Below are 22,748 nucleotides of genomic sequence, written 5' to 3'. Positions count from 1 at the left end.
CATCGGAAAAAACCTTAAATATTTATTTCAGATAGAGAAGTGAAAGAGGAGTAAATGAGAAAACACAAGTCATGCTTTCTTGGCAGGCTTAGCTTTTTTACTACCTCTAAAAGCGCAGCGTCTCTTTACCTCTTTGTGAATAAATCGCTTATTGTGGGCGTGAAGAAACTTTAATAATTATTCAAATCATATAAACAAAAAAGCCCCGCTATTTATTAAATAGCGGGGCTTTTAAATGAATGTTAGTTATTAATCAACACTCATTGTTTTAGTCATTGCAGAGCTTGCACGACCAGCAGGTTTGATTGAACCTGCACGTAAACCACTGTCTGGAACTAGTTCACGTTTATCGTGAGCCATTGCTACAGAAGTATGTTTCACTTCGCTATCAGCTACAGGAGTAGGTTGTGCCATTGGCGCACTTGCTGACCCTTGAGTAACCGCTGTTTTAACATGCGGTGCTGATTTTTCAGTTTTCACTTTTGCTTCAACTTTAGCAGGCTCTTCAGTGGCTACTGGCGTTTCAACTTTAGTAGGTTCTTCAGTGGCTACTGGCGTTTCAGCTTTAGCAGATTCTTCAGTTGCTGCTGGTATTTCAACTTTAGCAGGCTCTTCAGTTGCTACTGGTGTTTCAGCTTTAGCAGGCTCTTCAGTGGCTACTGGCGTTTCAACTTTAGCAGGCTCTTCAGTGGCTACTGGCGTTTCAACTTTAGCAGGCTCTTCAGTTGCTACTGGTGTTTCAACTTTAGCAGGCTCTTCAGTGGCTACTGGTGTTTCAACTTTAGCTGGCTCTTCAGTTGCTACTGGTGTTTCAACTTTAGCAGGCTCTTCAGTTGCTACTGGCGTTTCAGCTTTAGCAGGCTCTTCAGTTGCTACTGGCGCTTCAACTTTAGTAGGTTCTTCAGTGGCTACTGGCGTTTCAACTTTAGCCGGTTCTTTAGCTTTTACTGGCTCTTCTACAGCTTCAACTTTTGCTAAGTCTTCAACCGCAACGGCTTGCTCAACTTGTTGCGACGCATCTACCGGTGTTTCTTCTGATTTAGCTTTAAGTTCTGCTTCGTATTCTGCAGCAGCTTGATCAGCAACTGGAATAAATGCAGGGGCTTCATCAGATTTAACTTCTGCTTCACCTTCAGGGCGACGACGACGTTGACCAGATGCACGAAGATGACGAGGGGAACGACGTGAACGTGTACGTGTTTGCTCTTGTTCGTCTTCAGTAGTTGCTGTTTCATCGTTAGAATCAACAACATCAACTTTCTCTTCTTTAATGTGAGCTGTTTTTTCTGCCGGAGCTTGCTTTTGCTTTTCTACAGCAGGAGCTTGCTCTTGAACTTGTGAAGTTTCAGTTACAGCCGTTTGCTCAGGTGCTTGCTCTGTTGAGTTAGCTTGCTCAGCTTTTTCATCTTGCAGACGTACTTTTTTACGTATGTTACGACGTTGACGGCGAACTTTAGGCTTCTGCTCTTTAGGCTCTGCAGCTTGTGCTGGCTTAGAATCAGTTTCTACTTCCGCCTTTGCAGGGGCTTCAGTTTTAACTTGATCTTTTTCTTGGTTTTTATGCTCTGGGCGCTTACGAGAGTTAGGGTTACGACGGCGCTTGTTGCGGTTCTCGCTTCTCTCTTGAGTCTCGGTGCTTGCTGCTGAGTCAGTTTTAGCTTCCTCTTCAGCGGCTGGACGCTCATTGCGCGGCTTGTTAGTGCGTGGGTTATTATTACGACGACGTTGATTGTTATTACGACGACGATTATCGTTACCACGACGCGCATTATTGCGCGTTTCTTGCTGCTCTTTTTCTACAGCTTCTTTTTTCTCTTCTTCAGATTCACTTGCAAATAACGACTTAAACCAATTACCAATAGCAGCTAGTAAGCCACCTTCAGTTTTAGTTTGTGCTACCGCAGCAGGCTCTACGGCTTTAGCTGGCGCTGCTTGTGGAGCAGGAGTAGAAGGCATTACCACGCCTTTTAGCATCGGCTCTTCACGGACTGGCGTACTTGGAGATTTTGACATCTCGAATACTTCAGGCTCCGGTGCAACAACTTGTCCGTAACTTACAGTTTCAAGTGTTTCGTCTTTACGTAAGCGCATAACTTCATAATGTGGTGTTTCCATATGTTGATTTGGAATAATCACTACGTCACATTTATGATGTTTTTCAATGCGATGAACACTACGACGTTGCTCATTTAATAAATAAGCAGCAACAGCAACAGGCACTTGTGCATTTACTTGTGCTGTATTGTCTTTAATTGCTTCTTCTTCAATTAAGCGAAGAATTGAAAGTGCTATTGATTCGTTTGAACGAATAGTACCTTGGCCACTACAACGTGGACATGGGCCTTGGCTTGCTTCACCTAATGAAGGACGCAAACGCTGGCGCGACATTTCAAGTAAACCAAAGCGTGAGATTTTACCAATTTGAACGCGAGCACGGTCTGGGCGCGCTGCATCTTTTAAACGATTCTCTACTTCACGTTGATGGCGTGGAGGAGTCATATCGATAAAGTCGATTACAATTAAACCACCTAGGTCACGAAGACGTAATTGACGTGCAATTTCATCGGCCGCTTCTAAGTTTGTATTAAGTGCTGTCTCTTCAATATCGCCGCCTTTAGTTGCCTTAGACGAGTTGATATCAATAGATGTCAGTGCTTCAGTAGGGTCAATTACAATTGAACCACCAGAAGGAAGACGTACTTCACGCTGGAATGCAGACTCAATTTGGCTTTCAATTTGGTAATGTGTAAATAAAGGCGTGTCACCTTGATAAAGCTTAACACGGCTCATAAAGTCAGGACGAAAACGCTCAATGTGCGCTTTAGCTTCTTCAAAAACACGTGGTTTATCAATTAAAATTTCGCCAATGTCACGACGTAAATAATCGCGTATTGCGCGGAAAATCACGTTGCTTTCTTGGTGAATCAGAAACGGTGCTTTAGCACTATCGGCTGCTTGTTTAATTGCATCCCAATGTACTAATAGTGCTTTTAAATCGTAGTTAAGTTCTTCAAATGACTTACCAACACCCGCTGTACGAACAATTAAGCCCATACCTTTAGGTAGTTCTAAACGACCTAATGCTTCTTTAAGTTCAGTTCGCTCATCACCTTCAATACGACGAGAAATACCGCCAGCACGAGGATTGTTAGGCATAAGAACTAAATAGCTACCAGCAACACTGATAAAAGTAGTTAACGCTGCGCCTTTTTGGCCGCGTTCTTCTTTATCAACTTGTACTATTACTTCCTGACCTTCTTTAATTACGTCGCGAATGTTTGGGCGACCATGAAAAGTGTAACCTGCAGGGAAGTAAGTACGTGCAATTTCTTTTAAAGGAAGGAAACCATGGCGGTCAGCACCGTAATCAACAAATGCTGCTTCAAGAGATGGTTCAATGCGAGTGATTTTGCCTTTATAAATATTGGCTTTTTTCTGTTCGTGACCTGGGCTTTCGATATCTAAATCATAAAGGCGCTGGCCATCAACCAGTGCTACGCGCATTTCTTCTTGCTGCGTTGCATTGATTAGCATACGTTTCATATTGTTACTCTACTTATTTATGTCGCTGACATGACGATGTTTTTCTCGCCTGTTCAGTTGTCCCTATTTTTAGAATGTGCAGCCTCACGACTGGGTCTTTAACGGAACGGCTCTGTATCTCGTATGCAGTATTTTAAATGCTGGCAAACAATAGCGATTATTACCGCTATTAAATTCTTAATGGTGCTAAAACTGTCGGCTTTTCAGCTACGTTTACAAGTTTTACCCAGAAGTCGGCCTGTCATATTAATCTTACTAAATATCATTCATATTAGGCGCGTAGGGCTCATTAAGTTGGTGAGCAATACATACTGATGTATCGCTAATATCCGTTTTAAGAGCAAAAATCGCTGCCGATGTTAATGAACGCTTATTTATTAGATTTTTTTAATTCTAAATAAGCTGCTGTACGGTACTACAATAATTGAGCTAGTGCTGAACGACGTTTTTTACGTCGTCACTATCAGACAAATTATCTGTTCATTGCTTTCTCTAGCACATTAAAAATCGCTTCATGTTCAAACTTAACCAGCAATATATTACGCGCATTGCCGTTAATTGATCGCACGTGTTAACTGAGGAGGCATAAAAGCTTTGGAAAACTTAACTCGGATCTGTATGATCGGCTACCCAGAATGTGCATCACGAATGTTTTAATGTGTTAAAAAGCACCGTTGTTATTTGCAAATACTAAATATTTGCGCTGCTGATTATCCCACTATTATTACAGTGTTAGCAACTAAATTATTTTACTTAAATTAGTGATTAGGCAATGTCAGAAAAAAACGACTTACAAGTAACTTATGTCACGATCAATGAAGACCATTTAGGTCAGCGTATTGATAACTTTCTTATTACCCATTTAAAAGGGGTGCCTAAAAGCGCTATTTATAAACTTTTGCGCAAAGGTGAGGTACGCGTTAATAAAAAGCGTATTAAGCCTGTATATAAACTACAGCTTGACGATGTACTGCGTATTGCACCTATCAGAGTTGCTGAGCGTGAAGAGTTTGTACCATCAAAGTTAGACAAAGTAACTCGCCTAGAAAACGATATTTTATTTGAAGATAAATACCTTATCGTCATAAATAAACCTTCAGGTATGGCTGTTCATGGTGGCAGTGGTTTAAGTTATGGTTTAATTGAAGCGCTGCGCGCGCTTCGCCCAGAAGAGCGCAGCCTTGAGCTAGTACATAGGCTTGACCGTGATACTTCGGGCTGTTTACTTATAGCAAAGCGCCGTTCGGTGTTAACAGCATTGCATGAACAACTTCGTGAAAAAACTATGGAAAAAAATTACTGGGCACTTGTAGAAGGGCAGTGGGACTCTAAAACTAAAAACGTTACTGAAGGGCTACGTAAAAACACACTTAAATCGGGTGAACGCGTAGTACGTGTAGATAACACTGAGGGCAAGCCTTCGCATACGCGTTTTAAAGTACTTGAACGTTTTAACGATTGCTCACTTGTACAAGCATCTCCTGTTACAGGACGTACGCACCAAATTCGTGTTCATACGCAATGTAAAGGTCATCCTATCGCGTGCGATGATAAATACGGTGACCAGGGGTTTGATGAATCTATGCGTAAAGTTGGGTTAAACCGTTTATTCTTACATGCACACGATTTAAGTTTTTATCATCCTAAAAACGAAACAACGATGCGTATTGAAGCGCCCCTTGATAAAACGCTTAAAAATACATTACTAAAATTACGAGACGCAAAACAGTGATTACAGTGACGCCGATTAAAAAATATAAGCTCGTCATTTTTGATTGGGATGGCACCGTTATGGATTCAGTCACTAAAATAGTTAACTGTATTCGTAGTAGTGCTGAGTCACTTAATTTAGTGGCGCCAAGTGATTTAGCCATTAAAAACATTATTGGTATGTCGCTTGAAAAAGCAATTGATGTTTTATTTCCCGATAATGTGGCGCAGCATCAAGCGCTAATTAAGGGGTATAAACACCAATACAGTGTGGATACTACTCCCACGCCTGTATTTGCTAATGTTGTCAGCGTTTTAAATGCCTTAAAAGAGCAGGGCATTGTTTTAGCGGTTGCAACAGGTAAAGGTCGAGATGGATTAGAGCGTTTGCTTGATCAAAGCCAACTTAGACATTTTTTTAGTGCAACACGTATTAGGGCCTGTTGACCTTTCAGGATTAAAATTTGCTCAATCTAGGGGCGATTTAATCGCGGCGTGAGGTTTGTAACCTAGTGGGCTAAGTAAAAACCGAGCAACAAAGAGTAAATCGCCCCTAGGCAGAACCCTTCGGGCAGCGCATGTTTGGCATTTATGCTGCGTTATCGCCTATTTATGGGGAATAACCACACTACATAGGCTCTGCCTTGCCTAAATACCAAACAGTCTGCTGCAAATTTAACCTCGAAAGATAAACAGGCCCTAGCGACGACGGACTGTCTAAGCCGTCTGCGGATATGCTGTATCAATTACTTGAAGAACTTGGCATAAGCGCTCAAGACGCTGTAATGATTGGTGATACCCAAATAGACATGACAATGGCAAAAGCTGCAGGCATGGATAGAATTGGCGTAACAATGGGTGTACATAACGCACAGCAGCTGAACAAGCTTAGCCCTGTTGCAACGGTAGATAATTATCTGCAATTGCAACAGGTTTTGCTTGGCTAATTTATTTAATTAGAATTTGCTTTGAGCGGTAAGCACATCAATACCAAACTCAGCCAGTAATTGGCTGAGTTTAATTAATGGTAATCCAATTAAGCTATTAGGATCGTCTCCGCTTAGTTTTTCAAATAAACAGATACCCAATCCTTCACTTTTAAAGCTGCCAGCACAGTTATAAGGCTGCTCTGCGTCGCAATAAGCACTAATTTGTGCATCACTTAGGGTTTTAAACGTCACATTAAAAGGTTCTACGCAGGTTTTTTTTGTTCCAGTTACAATATCGTAAACACAAAGCCCAGTTAAAAATGTTACAGTATTACCGCTAAATAAATTTAGTTGTTTTAGAGCATTTTGTTTATTGTGCGGTTTACCTAAAATTTGATTGTTAAACACAGCGACTTGGTCTGATCCAATTGCTAACCCTTTTTTAAAGTGTTTATTAGCTGCTGAGGCTTTTAACTCACTTAAACGCTTAACCAGTTCAGTAGGTGTTTCGCATTCAAGTGCTGATTCGTCAACGTCGGGTGAAAACGTATCAAAGGGTAAATTAAATTTTTGTAATAAAGACTGCCTAAAAGGCGAGCTTGACGCTAAAATGAGTGGAAGCTTCATGGACTGTTTTCCTACGATAATTCAGATTGAGTTAGGATAAATCAGATCCGAGAGTAAAACACGTTAAAAACCAAGTAAAAATGGTTTTTTACTTTGACTAACAAACTAACTATCTATATGATGCAGCCCCTATGCAAAAGGTGAAAATTCCCATCACTCTTCATCCAGGCAAAGCAGCGCAGCACCGTTTAAAGTATGACGGAATTGTACCGCTTGAAAAACTTACTCGTTTAGAGAAAGTTGTGCAGGAAGAAGTAGGTGAAATAGCGGTAAAAATACATTGCAAAAACGATGATCAAGGTTTCGCTGTGATTAGAGGCAATTTGTCCACACATGTTACTGTCATTTGTCAACGTTGTAATGGTGATTTAGGGTTGGATTTGGTTCAAGACTTTGCATATTCACCAGTAGGTGAAGATACAGAGTTAGATATTTTTCCTGAAGACTACGACGAAGTAGCACTTGATGAAAATGGTGAAGTTAACGTTTTTGATTTAATTGAAGACGAACTAATTTTAGCAATTCCATTAGTGGCTACCCACAACGAAGCTTCATGCAGTTATTCAGCAAAGCCTGCCAGCTTTGGTGTATTAAAGGCGGAAGATGATAAACCTAATCCATTTGATATTTTGAAACAACTTAAGAAAGATTCTTAGGAGAAGACTATGGCTGTACAAAAAAGCAAAAAGTCTCGTGCAAGACGCGGCATGCGCCGTTCACACGATGCGATCAGTGGTCCAACTTTAACTGTAGATCAAACATCTGGTGAGACACATCGTCGTCACCATGTGACTGCAGATGGTTACTACAAAGGCGTTCAAGTAATTTCTAAATAAGAGATTACTTATATGCTGAAAGATCTAACCATAGCGTTAGATATGATGGGGGGCGATTACGGCCCCCGTTCATCTATTCCTGCTGCCGTTCATGCGGTAAACGCTCATGCCAATTTAAGTCTCATTTTATGTGGCAATGAAGACGTTATATCTAAAGAACTCGAATCCCTCGATTCTTTATCTCATCCAAGACTCATAATTCGTCACTGTAGTGAAATAGTCACTAACGCCTGCGAACCTGCAATTGCAGTACGTTCGAAAAAAGATTCATCTATGCGTGTTGCCCTTGATTTAGTTAAATCGGGCGAAGCACAAGCGTGTGTTAGCTCAGGTAATACCGGCGCTTTATTTTTTATGGCTCACTACGTATTAAAAATGCTGCCAGGTGTTAAACGTGCCGCACTCATTTCATCTGTTCCTACAGAAAGCCAAAACCCAGTATATTTACTCGACTTAGGTGCTAATGTGCACTGCGATGCGCAAATGCTGTATCAGTTTGGGATTATGGGCTCTGTAGTTGCTGGCCAAGCACTTGGCTGCGATAACCCTCGCGTTAGCTTATTAAATATTGGCGCTGAGGACATTAAAGGCCACGATGATATTAAACAGGCTGCACAATTAATGCAGCAAAGCCCACATATTAATTACATTGGTTATAGCGAAGGAAGTGATATTTTTTCTGGCAAGGCTGATGTTATTGTATGCGAAGGGTTTGTGGGTAACGTGGCGCTTAAAACATGCGAAGGCATTGCCAAGCTTATCATGAATAAGTTTACAGCTGCGCTCGAAAAGCACCTTTTGTATAAATGTATGGCATTTATATTGCGTCCAATAATAAAAAAACTCTATAAAAGGGTGAACCCCGACCAGTATAACGGTGCTTCTCTGGTAGGATTGCGCGGTATTGTCGTTAAAAGTCATGGAAATGCGTCAGCTAAAGCATTTCAAGCAGCAATTGATGAAGCGGTAAAAGAGGTTGAACGTCAACTTCCTGATAAAATAGCCGCTATTTTCGAAAAAACACATTCTAAAGACACGGTGGTTAATCAATAATTGATGTGCCGTGTATTTCATTATTTATTTGTTTAATTAAAAAGAGCAAAGTATGGCACAAAAAATTGCACTTCTATTCCCAGGTCAAGGCTCGCAAAGCGTTGGTATGTTACAAGAGCTACTAGAGAGTTCTGACATTGTTAAAGCAACATTTGCAGAAGCATCAGATGCACTGGGTTACGACTTAGCAGAGCTAGTTCTTAATGGCCCAGAAGAAAAATTAAATCAAACTCATCGTACACAACCTGCATTATTAACTGCAAGTGTTGCTATTTACCGTGATTGGTTTGCAGCAAACCCAGATGCAGACGTTGTTATGGCGGGGCACAGCTTAGGTGAATATTCAGCACTAGTATGTAGCGACGTACTAAGCTTGAGCGAAGCTGTTAAGCTTGTTGAAAACCGTGGTTTATACATGCAAGAAGCTGTACCTGCAGGCGTAGGTTCAATGGCTGCGATTATTGGCTTAGGCGATGAAGAAATAAAAGCGGCATGTGCTGCCTCAGCGCAAGGTGAGGTTGTATCTCCAGTTAACTACAATTCTCCTGGTCAAGTTGTTATTGCAGGGCATAAAGCGGCAGTAGATAGAGCATCACAAGCATGTAAAGATGCTGGTGCTAAACGCGCATTACCACTTTCGGTTAGCGTACCTTCACATTGTGAACTAATGAAGCCAGCTGCTGATAAGCTAGCGGTAGACTTGGCCGCTTTAATATTTAATACACCTAAGTGTGATGTAATTAATAATGTTGATGTAAAAGCTGAATCGACCGCTGATGCAATTAAAGATGCACTAGTACGTCAACTATACAGCCCAGTTCGCTGGACAGAAACAGTACAAGCCTTGGTTGCACAAGATGTAACGCAAAGCTACGAATTTGGTCCTGGTAAAGTATTAACAGGGCTTGCGAAACGAATTGATAAAGCAATGGTTTGTGGCTCAGTAAACGATGCCGCTTCAATCGCTGCAGCTAAATAAGAGTATATAAAATGTCTAATTTATTTTCTTTAGAGGGCAAAATTGTCCTAATTACTGGCGCTAGCCGTGGTATTGGTAAAGCAATTGCAACAACATTAGTTGCGCAAGGTGCAAAAGTTGCAGGCACTGCTACAAGCGAGTCAGGCGCTGCTAAAATCAGCGAGTACCTAGGTGACAATGGTAAAGGTTATGCATTAAACGTAACGGATCCTGCATCTATTGAAGCGACACTTGCCGCAATAAAAGCTGATTTTGGCGATATTGACGTACTTGTTAATAACGCAGGTATCACACGTGACAACCTATTAATGCGTATGAAAGAGACTGAGTGGGACGATATAATCGACACTAATTTAAGCTCGATTTTCCGTTTATCTAAAGCGGTACTTCGTCCAATGATGAAGAAAAAGAAAGGTCGTATTATCAATATTGGCTCAGTAGTGGGCACTATGGGTAATGCAGGACAAGCTAACTATGCAGCGGCTAAAGCAGGCGTCATTGGTTTTTCTAAGTCACTTGCACGCGAAGTGGCATCACGTGGTATTACAGTAAACGTAGTGGCACCTGGTTTTATTCAAACTGATATGACTGATGATTTAACTGATGAGCAAAAAGCAGCAACACTTGCAAATGTTCCAGCAGGGCGTTTAGGCCAACCAGACGAAATTGCAGCTGCGGTATGTTATTTAGCATCTGACGCTGCTGCGTATGTATCAGGTGAAACTTTGCATGTAAATGGCGCGATGTACATGGTTTAACAACCATTGTACCCACATTGTTATTTAATAAAGTTAAGTAAGTTACCTCAAAAACATTGAATTATTTGTGAACTTGCTTTAAACATACTTGAAATCGCTGCGAAAATAAGCGATAAAAGACAAAACACACACTCAGAGGTTTGACCAGACAATTATTTATGGTCAAATCATTGAATCAGAGAATTATGCCGCGTAAACTACGCGGCAATCTGAAAATAACGCATCGGCGTTTTTAATAAAGGAAAGAAGAATGAGCGATATCCAAGAACGCGTAAAGAAAATTATCATTGAACAACTAGGTGTTAAAGAAGAAGAAGTTAAAAATGAATCTTCTTTCGTAGATGACCTAGGTGCAGATTCTCTTGATACTGTTGAACTAGTAATGGCTCTTGAAGAAGAGTTTGATACTGAGATCCCAGATGAAGAAGCTGAGAAGATCACTACAGTACAAACTGCTATCGATTACGTAACAGCACACGCTGAGTAATTAATCGCACGTTAAAGGCAGCATCCGCTGCCTTTAATTTTTTATATCCAAACCACCTCAAAGTTCGTGATTCAAAACTTAAGCCTCAATGCTCAATTTTAGCTAAAAATTAATTTTGATTGTGTTATGCGTTTTTAATCTATTTTGGGACTAGCACTTTGAGGTAGCTTGGGTATGATCATCCCCTTGTAAAATATCCCTTATTGGAGGCAAACCGTGGCTAAACGTCGAGTCGTCGTAACTGGCTTAGGAATGTTGACGCCGCTAGGTAATGATGTTCAATCAACCTGGCAAGGCTTATTAGATGGCAAAAGTGGCATTCAAACAATAACCCACTTTGATACATCAAAATTTGGTACTAAATTCGCTGGTTTAATAAATGACTTTGATGCAACTGCATACATGTCAGCGAAAGATACTAAAAAAATGGACTTGTTTATTCAGTACGGCATTGCAGCGGGTGTTCAAGCCTTTAAAGATTCAGGCCTTGAAATTACTGAGCAAAACGCAACACGTATAGGTGTAGCTGTGGGCTCTGGTATTGGTGGCTTAACGCTTATCGAAGAAAACCACATTAAGCTATTAAATAGTGGCCCGCGCAAGTTATCGCCATTTTATGTGCCGTCTACCATTATTAATATGATCTCAGGTCACTTATCAATGATGCATGGACTTCGTGGTCCTAATATTTCAATTGTAACTGCCTGTACTACTGGTTTGCATAATATTGGCCATGCCGCGCGCATGATTGCCTACGGTGATGCAGATGCAATGGTTGCTGGCGGTGCAGAAAAAGCCTGTACCCCAATTGGTATGGGTGGCTTTAATGCTGCACGTGCACTTTCAACTCGCAATGACGATCCACAAGCGGCTTCTCGCCCTTGGGATAAAGACCGCGATGGCTTTGTGCTTTCTGACGGTGCAGGTGTTGTTGTAGTTGAAGAGTACGAACATGCAAAAGCACGTGGCGCTAAAATTTATGCTGAGCTTGTTGGCTTTGGTATGAGCGGCGATGCGTACCACATGACATCACCACCAGAAGATGGTGCAGGTGCTGCCCTTGCAATGCAAAACGCACTAAATGATGCGCAAGTGAACGCTGAGCAGATTGGTTACATTAACGCACACGGTACATCTACAAATGCAGGCGATAAAGCAGAAACTGCCGCTGTTAAGTCTATTTTTGGTAATGCAGCCAAAGATGTAATGGTCGGCTCGTCTAAATCGATGATGGGTCACTTGTTAGGTGCTGCAGGCTCGGTTGAATCGATTATTTCGATTTTATCACTGACAGATCAAAAAGTGTCGCCAACTATCAACCTTGATAACCCAGACGAAGGGTGTGACTTAGATTATATTGCTCACACTGCACGTGATGCAAAGTTAGACTTTGCACTGTGTAACTCGTTCGGTTTTGGTGGTACTAATGGCTCGTTGCTATTTAAAAAGGTATAATCTTTTTTAACAACGAATCAAATTATAAGAGCTCAGTTGTTTAACTGGGCTTTTTTTATATGCCAAATAAAATGCAAACAATAATAGCAGTAGATCAAAACAGCACTTTAAGTACGCGTGACAGAGGCTTAAATTACGGTGACGGCTTTTTTACAACGGCTAAAGTTGTTAATGGGCAAGTACAGTATTGGGCTCATCATAAAGCGCGTTTGATTGAATGCGCACAGCGCCTCGGTTTTCCTGAGCTAGATTTTAATAGCCTTGAAAATCAAATTACTTTGCATATAAAAGCAGCACCACTCAACGTGCTTAAAATACTTGTAACGCGAGGCGAAGGCGGACGTGGTTATGGGCTGCCAAGTGAGTGTAATATTACTATTTTATTGAGCATATTAGATTACCCTAGTAATTACGAAGCGCTTGTTAAAAAAGGTGTAAATCTAGAAGTAAGCCCAATTAAATTAGCAGCACAGCCTTATTTAGCGGGTCTTAAAACACTAAACCGGCTTGAGCAAGTACTAGTTAAAAAAGCAATGCAAACGCAAAACTGCGACGATGTGTTAGTGCTTGATTACAATAACAATGTAATTGAAGCTTCTGCAGCTAATATTTTTGCGATTAAAAATAAGTGTGTGTTTACGCCATTGCTTGATGAGTGCGGAATAAAGGGCGTTTATCTACAATCGTTATGTGATAAATTGCCTGTTGAATTTAAACGCGTGAAAGTAGAAGACTTAACCCAAGCAGACGCCGTATTTGTGTGTAATAGCTTAATGGGAGCAGTACCTGTAAAACGTATTGAGCAACAGGTATTTAATACAGATGAAAGCCACGCATTACTAACTAAATTATTAGCCAAGGAGGCTGAGTGTTAAAAGTTATTTTATCGGTACTTTTTTTAGCTGTTATAACCACTGCTGTTGGTTATCAGCAATTACAAGCAACAATAAATAGCCCGTTAAAGGTAGCACAAAGCACACAATTTGAAGTTAAGCATGGCACTGGCTTTAATAAGTTATGCCAACAATGGCAAGCTAATAACTGGGTAGAAAGTTGTTGGCGTTATCAGGTAATTGCCAAGTTAGATCCCACACTTACCGACTTAAAAGCGGGACTTTACGAGCTAACAGCCGATAGCGTTATTAACAACGTAAAAAAAATTAACCAAGGTCAGCAAATTAGTTTTAGTTTTACCATAATTGAAGGGCAAAACTTACGTGAAGTACTAAGTGCTATTAAAAAAGCTGATAATTTACAAAACGATTTAAAAACTGACGAACTAAGTACTCAAATACTGGGTAATGACACGCACTTAGAAGGCTGGTTATTCCCCGACACTTACCACTATCATAATAACGATACTGCAAGCAGTGTATTAAAACGTGCAGCACAAAAAATGCAGCAAACATTAGATGATGCTTGGCAGCAGCGCGCCGCTAATCTACCCTATAAAACAGCATACGAAGCACTAATAATGGCTTCAATTATTGAAAAAGAAACAGGCCTTGCCAGCGAACGTCCGTTAATTGCATCAGCGTTTGTTAATCGATTAAACACCAATATGCGCCTGCAAACCGATCCAACCGTAATATACGGGCTAGGCGCTGATTTTGATGGTGATATTAAACGTAAAGATTTACGCGATTATACGCCTTACAATACGTATCGCATTAATGGTTTACCGCCAACACCGATTGCAATGCCATCAAAAGCCGCTATTTTAGCTGCAGTTAATCCGCCGCAAAGTGAATATGTTTACTTTGTATCAAAAGGCGATGGTAGCCACCAATTTTCAACCACGTTAAAACAGCATAACGCAGCAGTTAAAACGTATATATTAAATAAAAAGAATTAATAGTTTATGAAACCAAAATTTATAGTAATAGAAGGGCTAGAAGGCGCGGGTAAATCAACCGCTATTTCGCTATGCCAAGACTTTTTAAACAAACAAAAAATAGACTTCATTAATGTCCGAGAACCTGGCGGCACGCCACTGGCTGAATCGCTTCGTACGCTTGTAAAAGCGGAGCATGAAGAAGAAATTGCCTTTGAAACCGAGTTGCTTATTATGTATGCAGCTCGCTCGCAGCTAATGCACAATGTTATTACCCCAGCGCTTGATAAAGGCCAATGGGTACTTGCCGATCGTCATGATTTATCGTCTCAGGCGTATCAAGGTGGTGGGCGTGGTATTAGCTCAAATACATTAGCTTCACTTTCGTCAATGGTGTTAAAAGGCTTAAAGCCAGATTTAACTATTTACCTTGATATTGACCCAGTGATAGGTCTTGAACGTGCAAAAGGGCGTGGCGAGCTTGACCGTATTGAACAAGAAGCCATTGAGTTTTTTCAGCGTACACGTATGCGTTATGTTGAACTTGCTAATGACGACAACACAATTAAAACAGTTGATGCAAACCAAAGTATTGATAAAGTACATCGCGATATTACCAATGTACTGCATTCATTTTTTGAAGGCCTAAAATAATATGCCATTGCCTTGGCTACATGATACTCAAGCACGTTTAGCGAAAAGTTATCGCGCAGAGCGTTTTCATCATGCGCAATTATTTTGTGGGCCTGTTGGCGTAGGTAAGTTTGAGTTAAGTGATGAGCTTGGGAATGCTTTGTTATGCCAAAATATAGCTAAGCAAGTAGCTGCGCAAAACAGTATGCTAAAACCTTGCGGACAGTGTAAAAGCTGTTTACTTACCCTGGCTGGCACTCATCCCGACAAGCGTTTAACGCAAGTTGATGGGCAAAGTATAGGTGTAGATGATATTCGTGGTATTAGTGATTTTATGAATCACTCAGCAGCGCAAAATGGCAATAAAGTCGCGATAATCGAAAATTGCGAAAAAATGACCACAGCAGCAGCTAACGCATTATTAAAAACACTTGAAGAGCCAACTAATAGCCGCTTTTTAATATTAACTACAAGCCAACCAGCACAGCTCCCTGCAACTATTTTAAGTAGATGTGCTAAAAGTGACGTAAAAATAACTAACATAGCACTTGCTCAGCAATGGCTAGAGACATTAGATATTCCTAACTATAGTTGGTTAGCACTTTTTTATAACCAACCGCTGCAAGTAAAACATTGGCAACAGCAAGACCAGCTAAAAAATATTGATACACTGTATAAGTTTGCAACTGAGTTTAAACAAAGCCATAATTTCAAAGCGTTAGTCGATATAATAAATAAACAGCCTGAACTTGTTCGTATATTTACTTTGTTTTTAAGCGTGCAACTAAAGCAGCAATTACTGCAAGGCATGAGTTTTGACGCTTATCAAAGTGCGCAAAATGCATTAGGCGAGTTTTTACAAAATAACACACAAGTACTTGGCCTTAATTTATCGCTTGCTGTATCACGATTAGCATACACATTGCGAAATTCTTAAAAGGATTAATCATGCAAGAACTACTAGTAGACATAGACGATTTAGACGAGTTATACCGTTGTTATATGCCTTACTTAAAAAAAGGTGGCTTATTTGTACGCACTAATATGCGTTACGAAGCAGGGCATTCATTAGCGCTTAGAGTTACTTTGCCCGATGCCTTAGAAGATGACGTAGTGACAGGTAAAGTGTCGTGGATCACGCCACAAGGTGCACAAAGCTCTAATCCTCCAGGTATTGGTATTAGCTTTTTAGATGATAAAACAAACCTAAACGCTAAAATCGAAAAGCTCCTTGGGACTATGTTAAACTCAGGCGATCAAACATATACCATGTAGTTATAGGTCGGTTTCTCATTGAGATTAACGCCGCCCTATATTGGGTTCTTTTAATTACTAACATAATAAATTAAACGAACAAATTTAAACCCTGAACATAATACAGGCCTTATAGTGATTGTAGATTCTCATTGCCATTTAGACCGTCTTGATTTTGATAAACTAGACTTAAACCTTGACCAAGTTCTTGATAAAGCGCGAGCAAAGCAAATAGAGCACTTTTTATGTGTAAGCGTAACGCTTGATCAGTTTCCAAGCATGCTTGATAAAATTAAGCATTACGACGATGTTTCAGCCTCATGTGGTGTACATCCACTTGATCAAAAAGACGCCCTTAATAAACAGCAACTAATCGACTTAGCTTCACACGAAAAAGTCGTTGCTATTGGCGAAACGGGTCTTGATTACTACTATTCAAAAGATACTCATGCAGTGCAGCAAGCAAGCTTTGTTGGGCATATTGAAGTGGGTAACGAATTACAAAAACCGTTAATTATTCATACACGTGATGCCCGCAGCGATACCATTAATTTAATGCGTGAGCACAAGGCCGAAAACTGCGGTGGTGTATTACATTGCTTTACCGAAGATTGGGATATGGCAAAAAAAGCCATAGACATGGGCTTTTATATTTCTATTTCGGGCATTGTTACCTTTAAAAATGCTATTGAGTTAAAAGAAGTAGTAAAACAAATACCGCTAGATAGATTACTAATAGAAACCGACTCGCCTTATTTAGCACCGGTACCGTATCGTGGGCAAACTAATCAGCCAGCATACGTAGAAGACGTTGCTTACTACATTAGCGAACTTAAAGGCATTAGCTTTAATGAACTTGCTAAAGCGACTACCGAAAACTTTTATTCTTTATTTAAATTAGCAGCTAAAGGCTAAATACATGATTACTCACACGGCAAACCTTCCTATTTTACTAATGGGGCCAATGGTGCGCCGTGCAGAGCAAACTGGAGTCTGTATTCAGTTTGCTACCTCCAAGCCTGCAAACTGCCAAATAAACTTATTAAATGTTGAGTGTTATAGCGATCAACATACTGTTTCTTTGGGCGAACATTTATACCTGCATTTCGTTATTATAAAGCCAATAGACAACAAACTCCCTGTAGATAGCTTATTAAGCTATGAACTTGTAATTGATGATATAGCAGTCGATTTGTCGCCTTGGTGCTATAGCAATCAAATAACGCCTGCATTTGTAATCCCCAACAAACTGAGTGATATTTTGCATGGCTCGTGCCGTAATGCACATCATCCAGCAAAAGACAGCTTAGTGTCTGCAAGTCACTGGCAAAATACTCAGCGCGGTAATAATAACCAAGGCGCACAATTGCTATTACTGAGCGGTGATCAGGTTTACGCCGATGATGTAGCAGGCCCCATGTTATTAGCTATTCATCAGTTAATTAAAGCCTTAGGTATCTATAAAGAGCAACCACTTGCCATTGAGCTACCGGGCGATATAAATGAGCAACTTTATAATCGCCATTTGTTTTTACCAAAAACGCCTTGGCAAAAACGCTCAAAACTAGGTGTTGGTTACTGGCTCAAAAAAGACGAACCTCATTTTTCAAGCGTAAAAGCCTACAATCACCTTATCCATTTTGAAGAATACATTGCACTTTATTTATTAAATTTTAGTGCTGCTGTTTGGCAATGCGTTGATATAAAAAACACAACGTATTCAGGTAAAAACAAGCAAAACAAAACTATTTTTGACGCTGAAAAAACAGCATTGATTGATTATGCAAAAGGCTTAACTGAAGTAGAGCGATTGTTTGCCAATGTATCTACATTAATGATGTTTGACGATCATGATGTAACTGATGATTGGAATCTTACTGCTGGGTGGGAGCAAGCTATAAATGAAAATCCAAGTAGTAAACGGATCATCAATAACGGCTTAATTAGTTATTGGCTTTTTCAAGGAATGGGGAACGATGCACTAAATAAAACAGGCGAGTTACTAACACCTTTTAAGCAAAGCCGTACTGCTAATAATTTATGGCAGTTTAAAGCATTTGATAAACCACTAAACGATTTTAGTTTTTGGCATTATGAGTTAACTACAACCCCTAAAGTAGTGGTGCTAGATACACGTACGCACCGCTGGCGAAATGAGCAAAACTTTAATGAGCCTTCAGGCCTACTTGATTGGGAGCGCCTCACAGAGCTTGAAGAAAGCCTACTAAGCCACGACCAAGTTATTATTGTATCACCAGCCCCCGTATTTGGTGTTAAATCAATAGAAGCCATTCAAGCCATGTTTAATATTTGCGGGCAACCTCTTATGGTTGACGTAGAAAACTGGATGGCGCACGAAGGCTCAGCCAAAAAGCTACTCGATACTTTTAGACGCACCGACACCCCAAACGAGACCCTTATTTTATCGGGCGATGTACATTACTCATTTTGTTTTTCGGTGCAAAAGCGTTTTGGCGATCACCACAATCGAATTTGGCAGCTTACCGCCAGCGGTATTAAAAACGAGTTCCCGCGTAAATTAATAAACATACTCGATAAACTAGATTCAATTCTATACGGCCCAAAAAGCCCATTAAACTTTTTTACCAAACGCTGGCACATGGAAGTAGATAAACACCAAACCATTGGTAAAGGGCAAAAATACTTAGTAAGCGACTCAGCTATTAGTTTAATAACACTAGAGCAGGGGAATTTAGCCCGATATCAACTTATACACGGCGATGGCCATTTAACTGAGTTCGATTTAGAAGAGCAGTAAGTTGTTTATCTACAAGTTAACTGTAAATAAAAATGCCCAAAGACTTATAAAAATCTTTGGGCTATAAAGTGACTCTAAATTGAGTCTAGCGTTAACTAAAACACTTTCTTGGTTCTTTAGGGAGAAGAAGAAAGTATTTAAAAGTGTAGTAAAACCAGCTAAAAAAGCATAACTAATTTTGCCACTTAGTTACATTTGGCAATAAAGGATTAGATTAATTATGCATGTTTTATACTTTAGTTTAGCTCCAGCTTATTAACTGTGTATTTTGTACTAAATCACGTGGTAGAGAATTTTTAATCTTATTTTTTTGCCATTTACCCAGCCCAATAGGGCAACCGCACAGCGTTAATACCACTTCACCAATTGTCTGAGTGGCTTCAGCTAAGCGTATATCTTTACCTTGAAAATAATCATTTGCTTGCTCGTTATTTAAAGCAAATATGTTAGTTTTACACTCATTGCCAAATACGGTTGCAAACTCATGGGTTAGCCTTACGCCGTTTTTATGAATAATGCCAATTTGAATACCTAAGCGTGCATATTTAATTTTATTTTGCAGGGCTTCAAACCCCTCAGGAAATAGCCATAGTTCTTTATCACGCTGCATTAAGCTGCCAGGCAGGTTAGTTAACCCAAAATGCTTTTTAAGTGATTGCATAAATGCGGCACTTTGCTTTTTATCAAACTCGTTAAACGGAAATGCACCTTTTTTAACTGTTTGATTTGGATTATTACAACTTGCGTGTTTTTTAAATTTAGCAATAAAAAAGCCTTCGCTGTCGAATGTTTGCGGCCAAACATGCAAATAGCCTTCAGTAGTTGTGGCTTTACTTGCACCTTCAAATAAATCACTTAGTGACTCAGGCTCTATATAGTCGCCAAATTCACTGAGTAAATAATCGCACACTTGTTGATTTTCGAGCGGGGTAAGTGTGCAGGTTGAATACACTAATGTGCCACCTGGCTTTAATGCATAAAAAGCGCTTTTAATTAAGTCTTTTTGTACTTGGGCTATTTGTATGTTTGATTCTATGGACCAATTTTTTAGTGCGTCGGCGTCTTTACGTACCGTGCCTTCGCCAGAGCATGGCGCGTCTAGCAATATGCTATCAAAGCATTCAAACATGTAGTTGCCAAATATAACGCCATCAAAGTGCGAGAGCGCACAGTTACCAACCCCCATACGTTTGAGTGTAGCGCTGAGTACCTTTAAACGAGATGACGATAGCTCATTTGCAACAAGCACGCCTTGGTTATCCATAAGTGCTGCTAGCTGTGATGTTTTAGAGCCTGGTGCTGATGCCATATCAAGCACGGTGTTACTTTGTAAGTCTGAGTTTTCAATACTTTGCTTTAATGCGATAGGGGGCAGCATTGAACTTGCTTCTTGCACGTACATCGCACCACTTAGGTGTAAGTCGGTATTACCTAGGGCTAGGTTTTGCTCTTCATTGCTTGGGCGCTCTAACCAAAAGCCTTCACTGCACCATGGGATTGGGGTTAGCAGCCAATTTTTTTCAGTGGCACGTTTTACAAATTCTTCAATGCTAATTTTTAATGTATTAACGCGGATAGATTTTCTGAGCGGCCTGCGACACGCATTTAAAAAGTCATCTAAGTTTAGATGCGCTGGTAAATAGGTTTTTACGTCATCAATAAAGTGCTCAGGAATAAAAGTGTTGGCGTTCACGCGTTAGCTCATACTATAAAAATAAAGCGCGATAATAGCATTTATATAATGCATTTTCAGCGCTTAAAGACGTAACATCTGATTTATTGTCCTGTCGACACTTCACTGTTTTAGTCTATTCTAAAACCATTTTTATGCGACTTTAGGTTAATAGTGTCGACAATGAGCGTGTTTTTTAGCCATTTTGATAGGTTTAAGGGTTGACATGATTTTTTAATAAGCCCATAGTAACCACATTAATTGTCGACAATCTAAAAAATAACTTATGACACACACATTTTTAAACGAAGCGCCTATAACTACCGCATCAGATCAAGTATTTGTAGATATGCGCCGTGAGATTGTTGAAGGCAGTATAGTTCAAGGCAGTAAAATATCAGAACCTGAGCTTGCCAAACGTTATGGTGTAAGCCGTGCAACGCTTAGAGAGGCGTTAAATCGCTTAGAAAGTTGCTACCTTGTTGAGCGTAAAGCTAACGTAGGTTGCCGCGTAGTTGCCCTTACCGCTGAGCGTTTGATTGAAGTTTATCAAGTTCGCAGTTCACTTGAAGGTTTGGCATGTAGGCTTGCTGCCGACAATATGGAACCCGAAGAAGTAACAGGCTTAAAGCAATTACTTAATCAGCACCTACAAACACAGCGTGTTAAAGAGGGCGAATCTTATTATCAAGAAGCTGGCGATTTAGATTTTCATTATCGTATTATTCAAGGCAGTAAAAACGCGCATTTAATTCATTTACTGTGTAATGAGCTTTATCAATTAATACGCATGTACCGTGTTCAAATGGGCATGGTGGGGCCGCGTGTATCAAAAGCGTTTGATGAGCATTTAGCTATTATTAACGCGATTGAAAACCACGATGGCGAACTGGCCGAAATGCTTATGAAGCGCCACATAAGCGCATCGCAAGCAAATATTCAAACCAAATTTGATTTATTAACGGCTAAAAGTTAAGTAGAGCAGTTAAACAGTCACAATTACAGATTAAAACTATAAGTTACTCCACGTAGCAACCGTTCAAAGTTAGGAGAAAGTAATGTCAGCAGGATTAAAATTTAAACACGCTATTGCCAATAACCGCCCTTTACAAGTGGTAGGTACTATTAACGCCTACACAGCGATGATGGCTGAAAAAATGGGTCACCAAGCTATTTACCTCTCAGGTGCGGGTGTTGCAAACGCTTCGTTTGGTATGCCTGACTTAGGTATGACAAGCCTTGATAACGTGCTTGAAGATATTCGTCGTATTACGGGTGCGAGCGATTTACCACTACTTGTTGATGCCGATACCGGTTGGGGTGGGGCGTTTAACATTGCACGCACAGTAAAAGAAATGACTAAAGCGGGTGCGGCGGGTTTTCATATAGAAGACCAAGTAGCGCAAAAGCGCTGTGGTCATCGTCCTAATAAAGAAATTGTAAGCCAAGGTGAAATGGTTGACCGCATTAAAGCGGCTGTTGATGCAAAAACCGATAGCGATTTTTATATTATGGCGCGTACCGATGCATTTCAAAAAGAAGGTTTAAACGCCGCGATAGACCGTGCAGCTGCCTGTGTTGAAGCCGGTGCTGACGCTATTTTTGCAGAAGCCGTACACGACCTTGCTGATTACCAAGCGTTTGCAAAAGCGATTAACGTTCCAATTTTGGCAAACATTACTGAGTTTGGCCAAACACCTATTTACACAAAAGAGCAGTTAAGCAATGTAGGTGTTGAAATGGTGCTTTACCCACTCAGTGCATTTAGAGCCATGAACAAAGCAGCGCTAAACGTGTATTCAGCAATTTTAAATGAAGGCTCACAACAAAGCCAAATTGAAAATATGCAAACGCGTTCTGAGCTTTACGACTTTTTAGATTACCACACGTACGAGAACACACTCGACACCCTTTTTTCATCAAAATCTGACAAATAATAATTTGGGCGTATTAATCTTTAGTGGTTGAATTTGCAGCCGTATGTTTGGTGTTTAGGCAAGGCAGAGCCTATGCAGTGTGGTTATTCCACATAAATAGGCGATAACGCAGCATAAATGCCAAACATGCGCTGCCCTTTGGGTTCTTTCTAGGGACGATTATCTCTTTGTTGCTCGGTTTTTACTTAGTCCACTAGGTTACAAACCTCGCGCCGCGACTTAATCGCCCCTAGATTGAACAAATTCCAATCTACAAAGTTCA

At 40.3% G+C, this 22,748-nt stretch carries 20 protein-coding genes and 2 pseudogenes; 19 read left to right on the top strand and 3 right to left on the bottom strand.

The window, feature by feature from the left end:
• Window positions 1-249 precede the first annotated feature (249 nt).
• Window positions 250-3,543 (bottom strand): ribonuclease E, encoded by a 3,294-nt coding sequence (gene rne, locus I6E69_RS08400; RefSeq protein WP_197121035.1) that lies wholly within the window; start codon window positions 3,541-3,543, stop codon window positions 250-252.
• Window positions 3,544-4,315: 772 nt separating this feature from the next.
• Between rne and rluC the strand changes: the two genes are divergently transcribed.
• The 3 genes and pseudogenes from rluC to I6E69_RS08385 all read left to right on the top strand — a co-directional run.
• A complete protein-coding gene (gene rluC / locus I6E69_RS08395) occupies window positions 4,316-5,275 on the top strand; it encodes a 23S rRNA pseudouridine(955/2504/2580) synthase RluC (protein WP_002962392.1) in 960 nt (319 codons plus the stop codon).
• A pseudogene (locus I6E69_RS08390) lies at window positions 5,272-5,685 on the top strand (HAD hydrolase-like protein); the annotation flags it as partial. The gene rluC and the pseudogene I6E69_RS08390, both read left to right, overlap by 4 nt.
• Before the next feature lie 269 nt (window positions 5,686-5,954).
• Window positions 5,955-6,200, top strand: a pseudogene (locus I6E69_RS08385) (HAD family hydrolase); the annotation flags it as partial.
• Window positions 6,201-6,209: 9 nt separating this feature from the next.
• Here I6E69_RS08385 and I6E69_RS08380 read toward each other — a convergent pair.
• The gene (locus I6E69_RS08380) at window positions 6,210-6,809 is read right to left on the bottom strand and encodes a nucleoside triphosphate pyrophosphatase (RefSeq protein ID WP_138488900.1); all 600 of its coding nucleotides are present in this window, start codon (window positions 6,807-6,809) and stop codon (window positions 6,210-6,212) included.
• 131 nt (window positions 6,810-6,940) lie between these two features.
• Here I6E69_RS08380 and yceD point away from each other — a divergent pair, with 131 nt between their 5' ends.
• From yceD to I6E69_RS08310, 14 genes are all read left to right on the top strand, one after another.
• Window positions 6,941-7,465, top strand: a complete 525-nt coding sequence (gene yceD / locus I6E69_RS08375; RefSeq protein WP_007375269.1) for a 23S rRNA accumulation protein YceD — start codon at window positions 6,941-6,943, stop codon at window positions 7,463-7,465.
• A gap of 9 nt (window positions 7,466-7,474) precedes the next feature.
• The gene (rpmF, locus tag I6E69_RS08370) at window positions 7,475-7,645 is read left to right on the top strand and encodes a 50S ribosomal protein L32 (RefSeq protein ID WP_002962381.1); all 171 of its coding nucleotides are present in this window, start codon (window positions 7,475-7,477) and stop codon (window positions 7,643-7,645) included.
• A 12-nt stretch (window positions 7,646-7,657) separates the two neighbouring features.
• Entirely contained in the window at window positions 7,658-8,698 is a 1,041-nt protein-coding gene (plsX, locus tag I6E69_RS08365) for a phosphate acyltransferase PlsX (protein ID WP_197121034.1), read from the top strand.
• Between the two features lie 52 nt (window positions 8,699-8,750).
• On the top strand, window positions 8,751-9,677 hold the full coding sequence (gene fabD, locus I6E69_RS08360; RefSeq protein ID WP_197121033.1) for an ACP S-malonyltransferase: 927 nt from the start codon (window positions 8,751-8,753) through the stop codon (window positions 9,675-9,677).
• 11 nt (window positions 9,678-9,688) lie between these two features.
• Window positions 9,689-10,435 carry a 3-oxoacyl-ACP reductase FabG gene (gene fabG / locus I6E69_RS08355; RefSeq protein ID WP_002962378.1) on the top strand — a complete coding sequence of 249 codons (747 nt, stop codon included), beginning with the start codon at window positions 9,689-9,691 and terminating at the stop codon, window positions 10,433-10,435.
• A gap of 250 nt (window positions 10,436-10,685) precedes the next feature.
• On the top strand, window positions 10,686-10,922 hold the full coding sequence (gene acpP / locus I6E69_RS08350; protein WP_002962377.1) for an acyl carrier protein: 237 nt from the start codon (window positions 10,686-10,688) through the stop codon (window positions 10,920-10,922).
• A 216-nt stretch (window positions 10,923-11,138) separates the two neighbouring features.
• Window positions 11,139-12,377 carry a beta-ketoacyl-ACP synthase II gene (gene fabF, locus I6E69_RS08345; RefSeq protein WP_002962376.1) on the top strand — a complete coding sequence of 413 codons (1,239 nt, stop codon included), beginning with the start codon at window positions 11,139-11,141 and terminating at the stop codon, window positions 12,375-12,377.
• A gap of 59 nt (window positions 12,378-12,436) precedes the next feature.
• Window positions 12,437-13,252: an aminodeoxychorismate lyase gene (gene pabC, locus I6E69_RS08340; protein WP_197121032.1), complete on the top strand. Its 816-nt coding sequence runs from the start codon at window positions 12,437-12,439 to the stop codon at window positions 13,250-13,252.
• A complete protein-coding gene (gene mltG, locus I6E69_RS08335; RefSeq protein ID WP_138488902.1) occupies window positions 13,246-14,232 on the top strand; it encodes an endolytic transglycosylase MltG in 987 nt (328 codons plus the stop codon). Before pabC ends, mltG begins: the two co-directional genes overlap by 7 nt.
• A 6-nt stretch (window positions 14,233-14,238) precedes the next feature.
• A complete protein-coding gene (gene tmk / locus I6E69_RS08330) occupies window positions 14,239-14,865 on the top strand; it encodes a dTMP kinase (RefSeq protein ID WP_002962371.1) in 627 nt (208 codons plus the stop codon).
• A gap of 1 nt (window position 14,866) precedes the next feature.
• On the top strand, window positions 14,867-15,781 hold the full coding sequence (locus tag I6E69_RS08325; protein WP_197121031.1) for a DNA polymerase III subunit: 915 nt from the start codon (window positions 14,867-14,869) through the stop codon (window positions 15,779-15,781).
• A gap of 11 nt (window positions 15,782-15,792) precedes the next feature.
• The gene (locus I6E69_RS08320) at window positions 15,793-16,119 is read left to right on the top strand and encodes a PilZ domain-containing protein (protein ID WP_002962367.1); all 327 of its coding nucleotides are present in this window, start codon (window positions 15,793-15,795) and stop codon (window positions 16,117-16,119) included.
• Between the two features lie 114 nt (window positions 16,120-16,233).
• The gene (locus I6E69_RS08315) at window positions 16,234-17,013 is read left to right on the top strand and encodes a TatD family hydrolase (RefSeq protein ID WP_197121030.1); all 780 of its coding nucleotides are present in this window, start codon (window positions 16,234-16,236) and stop codon (window positions 17,011-17,013) included.
• A gap of 4 nt (window positions 17,014-17,017) precedes the next feature.
• Window positions 17,018-18,877, top strand: a complete 1,860-nt coding sequence (locus I6E69_RS08310; RefSeq protein ID WP_197121029.1) for an alkaline phosphatase D family protein — start codon at window positions 17,018-17,020, stop codon at window positions 18,875-18,877.
• Between the two features lie 241 nt (window positions 18,878-19,118).
• Here I6E69_RS08310 and rsmF read toward each other — a convergent pair whose 3' ends face one another.
• On the bottom strand, window positions 19,119-20,570 hold the full coding sequence (gene rsmF / locus I6E69_RS08305) for a 16S rRNA (cytosine(1407)-C(5))-methyltransferase RsmF (RefSeq protein WP_197121028.1): 1,452 nt from the start codon (window positions 20,568-20,570) through the stop codon (window positions 19,119-19,121).
• Between the two features lie 265 nt (window positions 20,571-20,835).
• On the opposite strand from rsmF, the gene I6E69_RS08300 reads away from it, so the two are divergent.
• Together I6E69_RS08300 and prpB are read left to right on the top strand one after the other, a co-directional pair.
• Entirely contained in the window at window positions 20,836-21,525 is a 690-nt protein-coding gene (locus I6E69_RS08300; RefSeq protein WP_182674255.1) for a GntR family transcriptional regulator, read from the top strand.
• A gap of 82 nt (window positions 21,526-21,607) precedes the next feature.
• Window positions 21,608-22,486 carry a methylisocitrate lyase gene (gene prpB, locus I6E69_RS08295; RefSeq protein WP_039489991.1) on the top strand — a complete coding sequence of 293 codons (879 nt, stop codon included), beginning with the start codon at window positions 21,608-21,610 and terminating at the stop codon, window positions 22,484-22,486.
• Window positions 22,487-22,748: the final 262 nt, after the last annotated feature.

Source organism: Pseudoalteromonas sp. NZS100 (assembly GCF_015864815.1).
Taxonomy (GTDB): Bacteria; Pseudomonadota; Gammaproteobacteria; order Enterobacterales; family Alteromonadaceae; genus Pseudoalteromonas; species Pseudoalteromonas distincta.
This window is presented reverse-complemented; position numbering and strand designations above follow the sequence as displayed.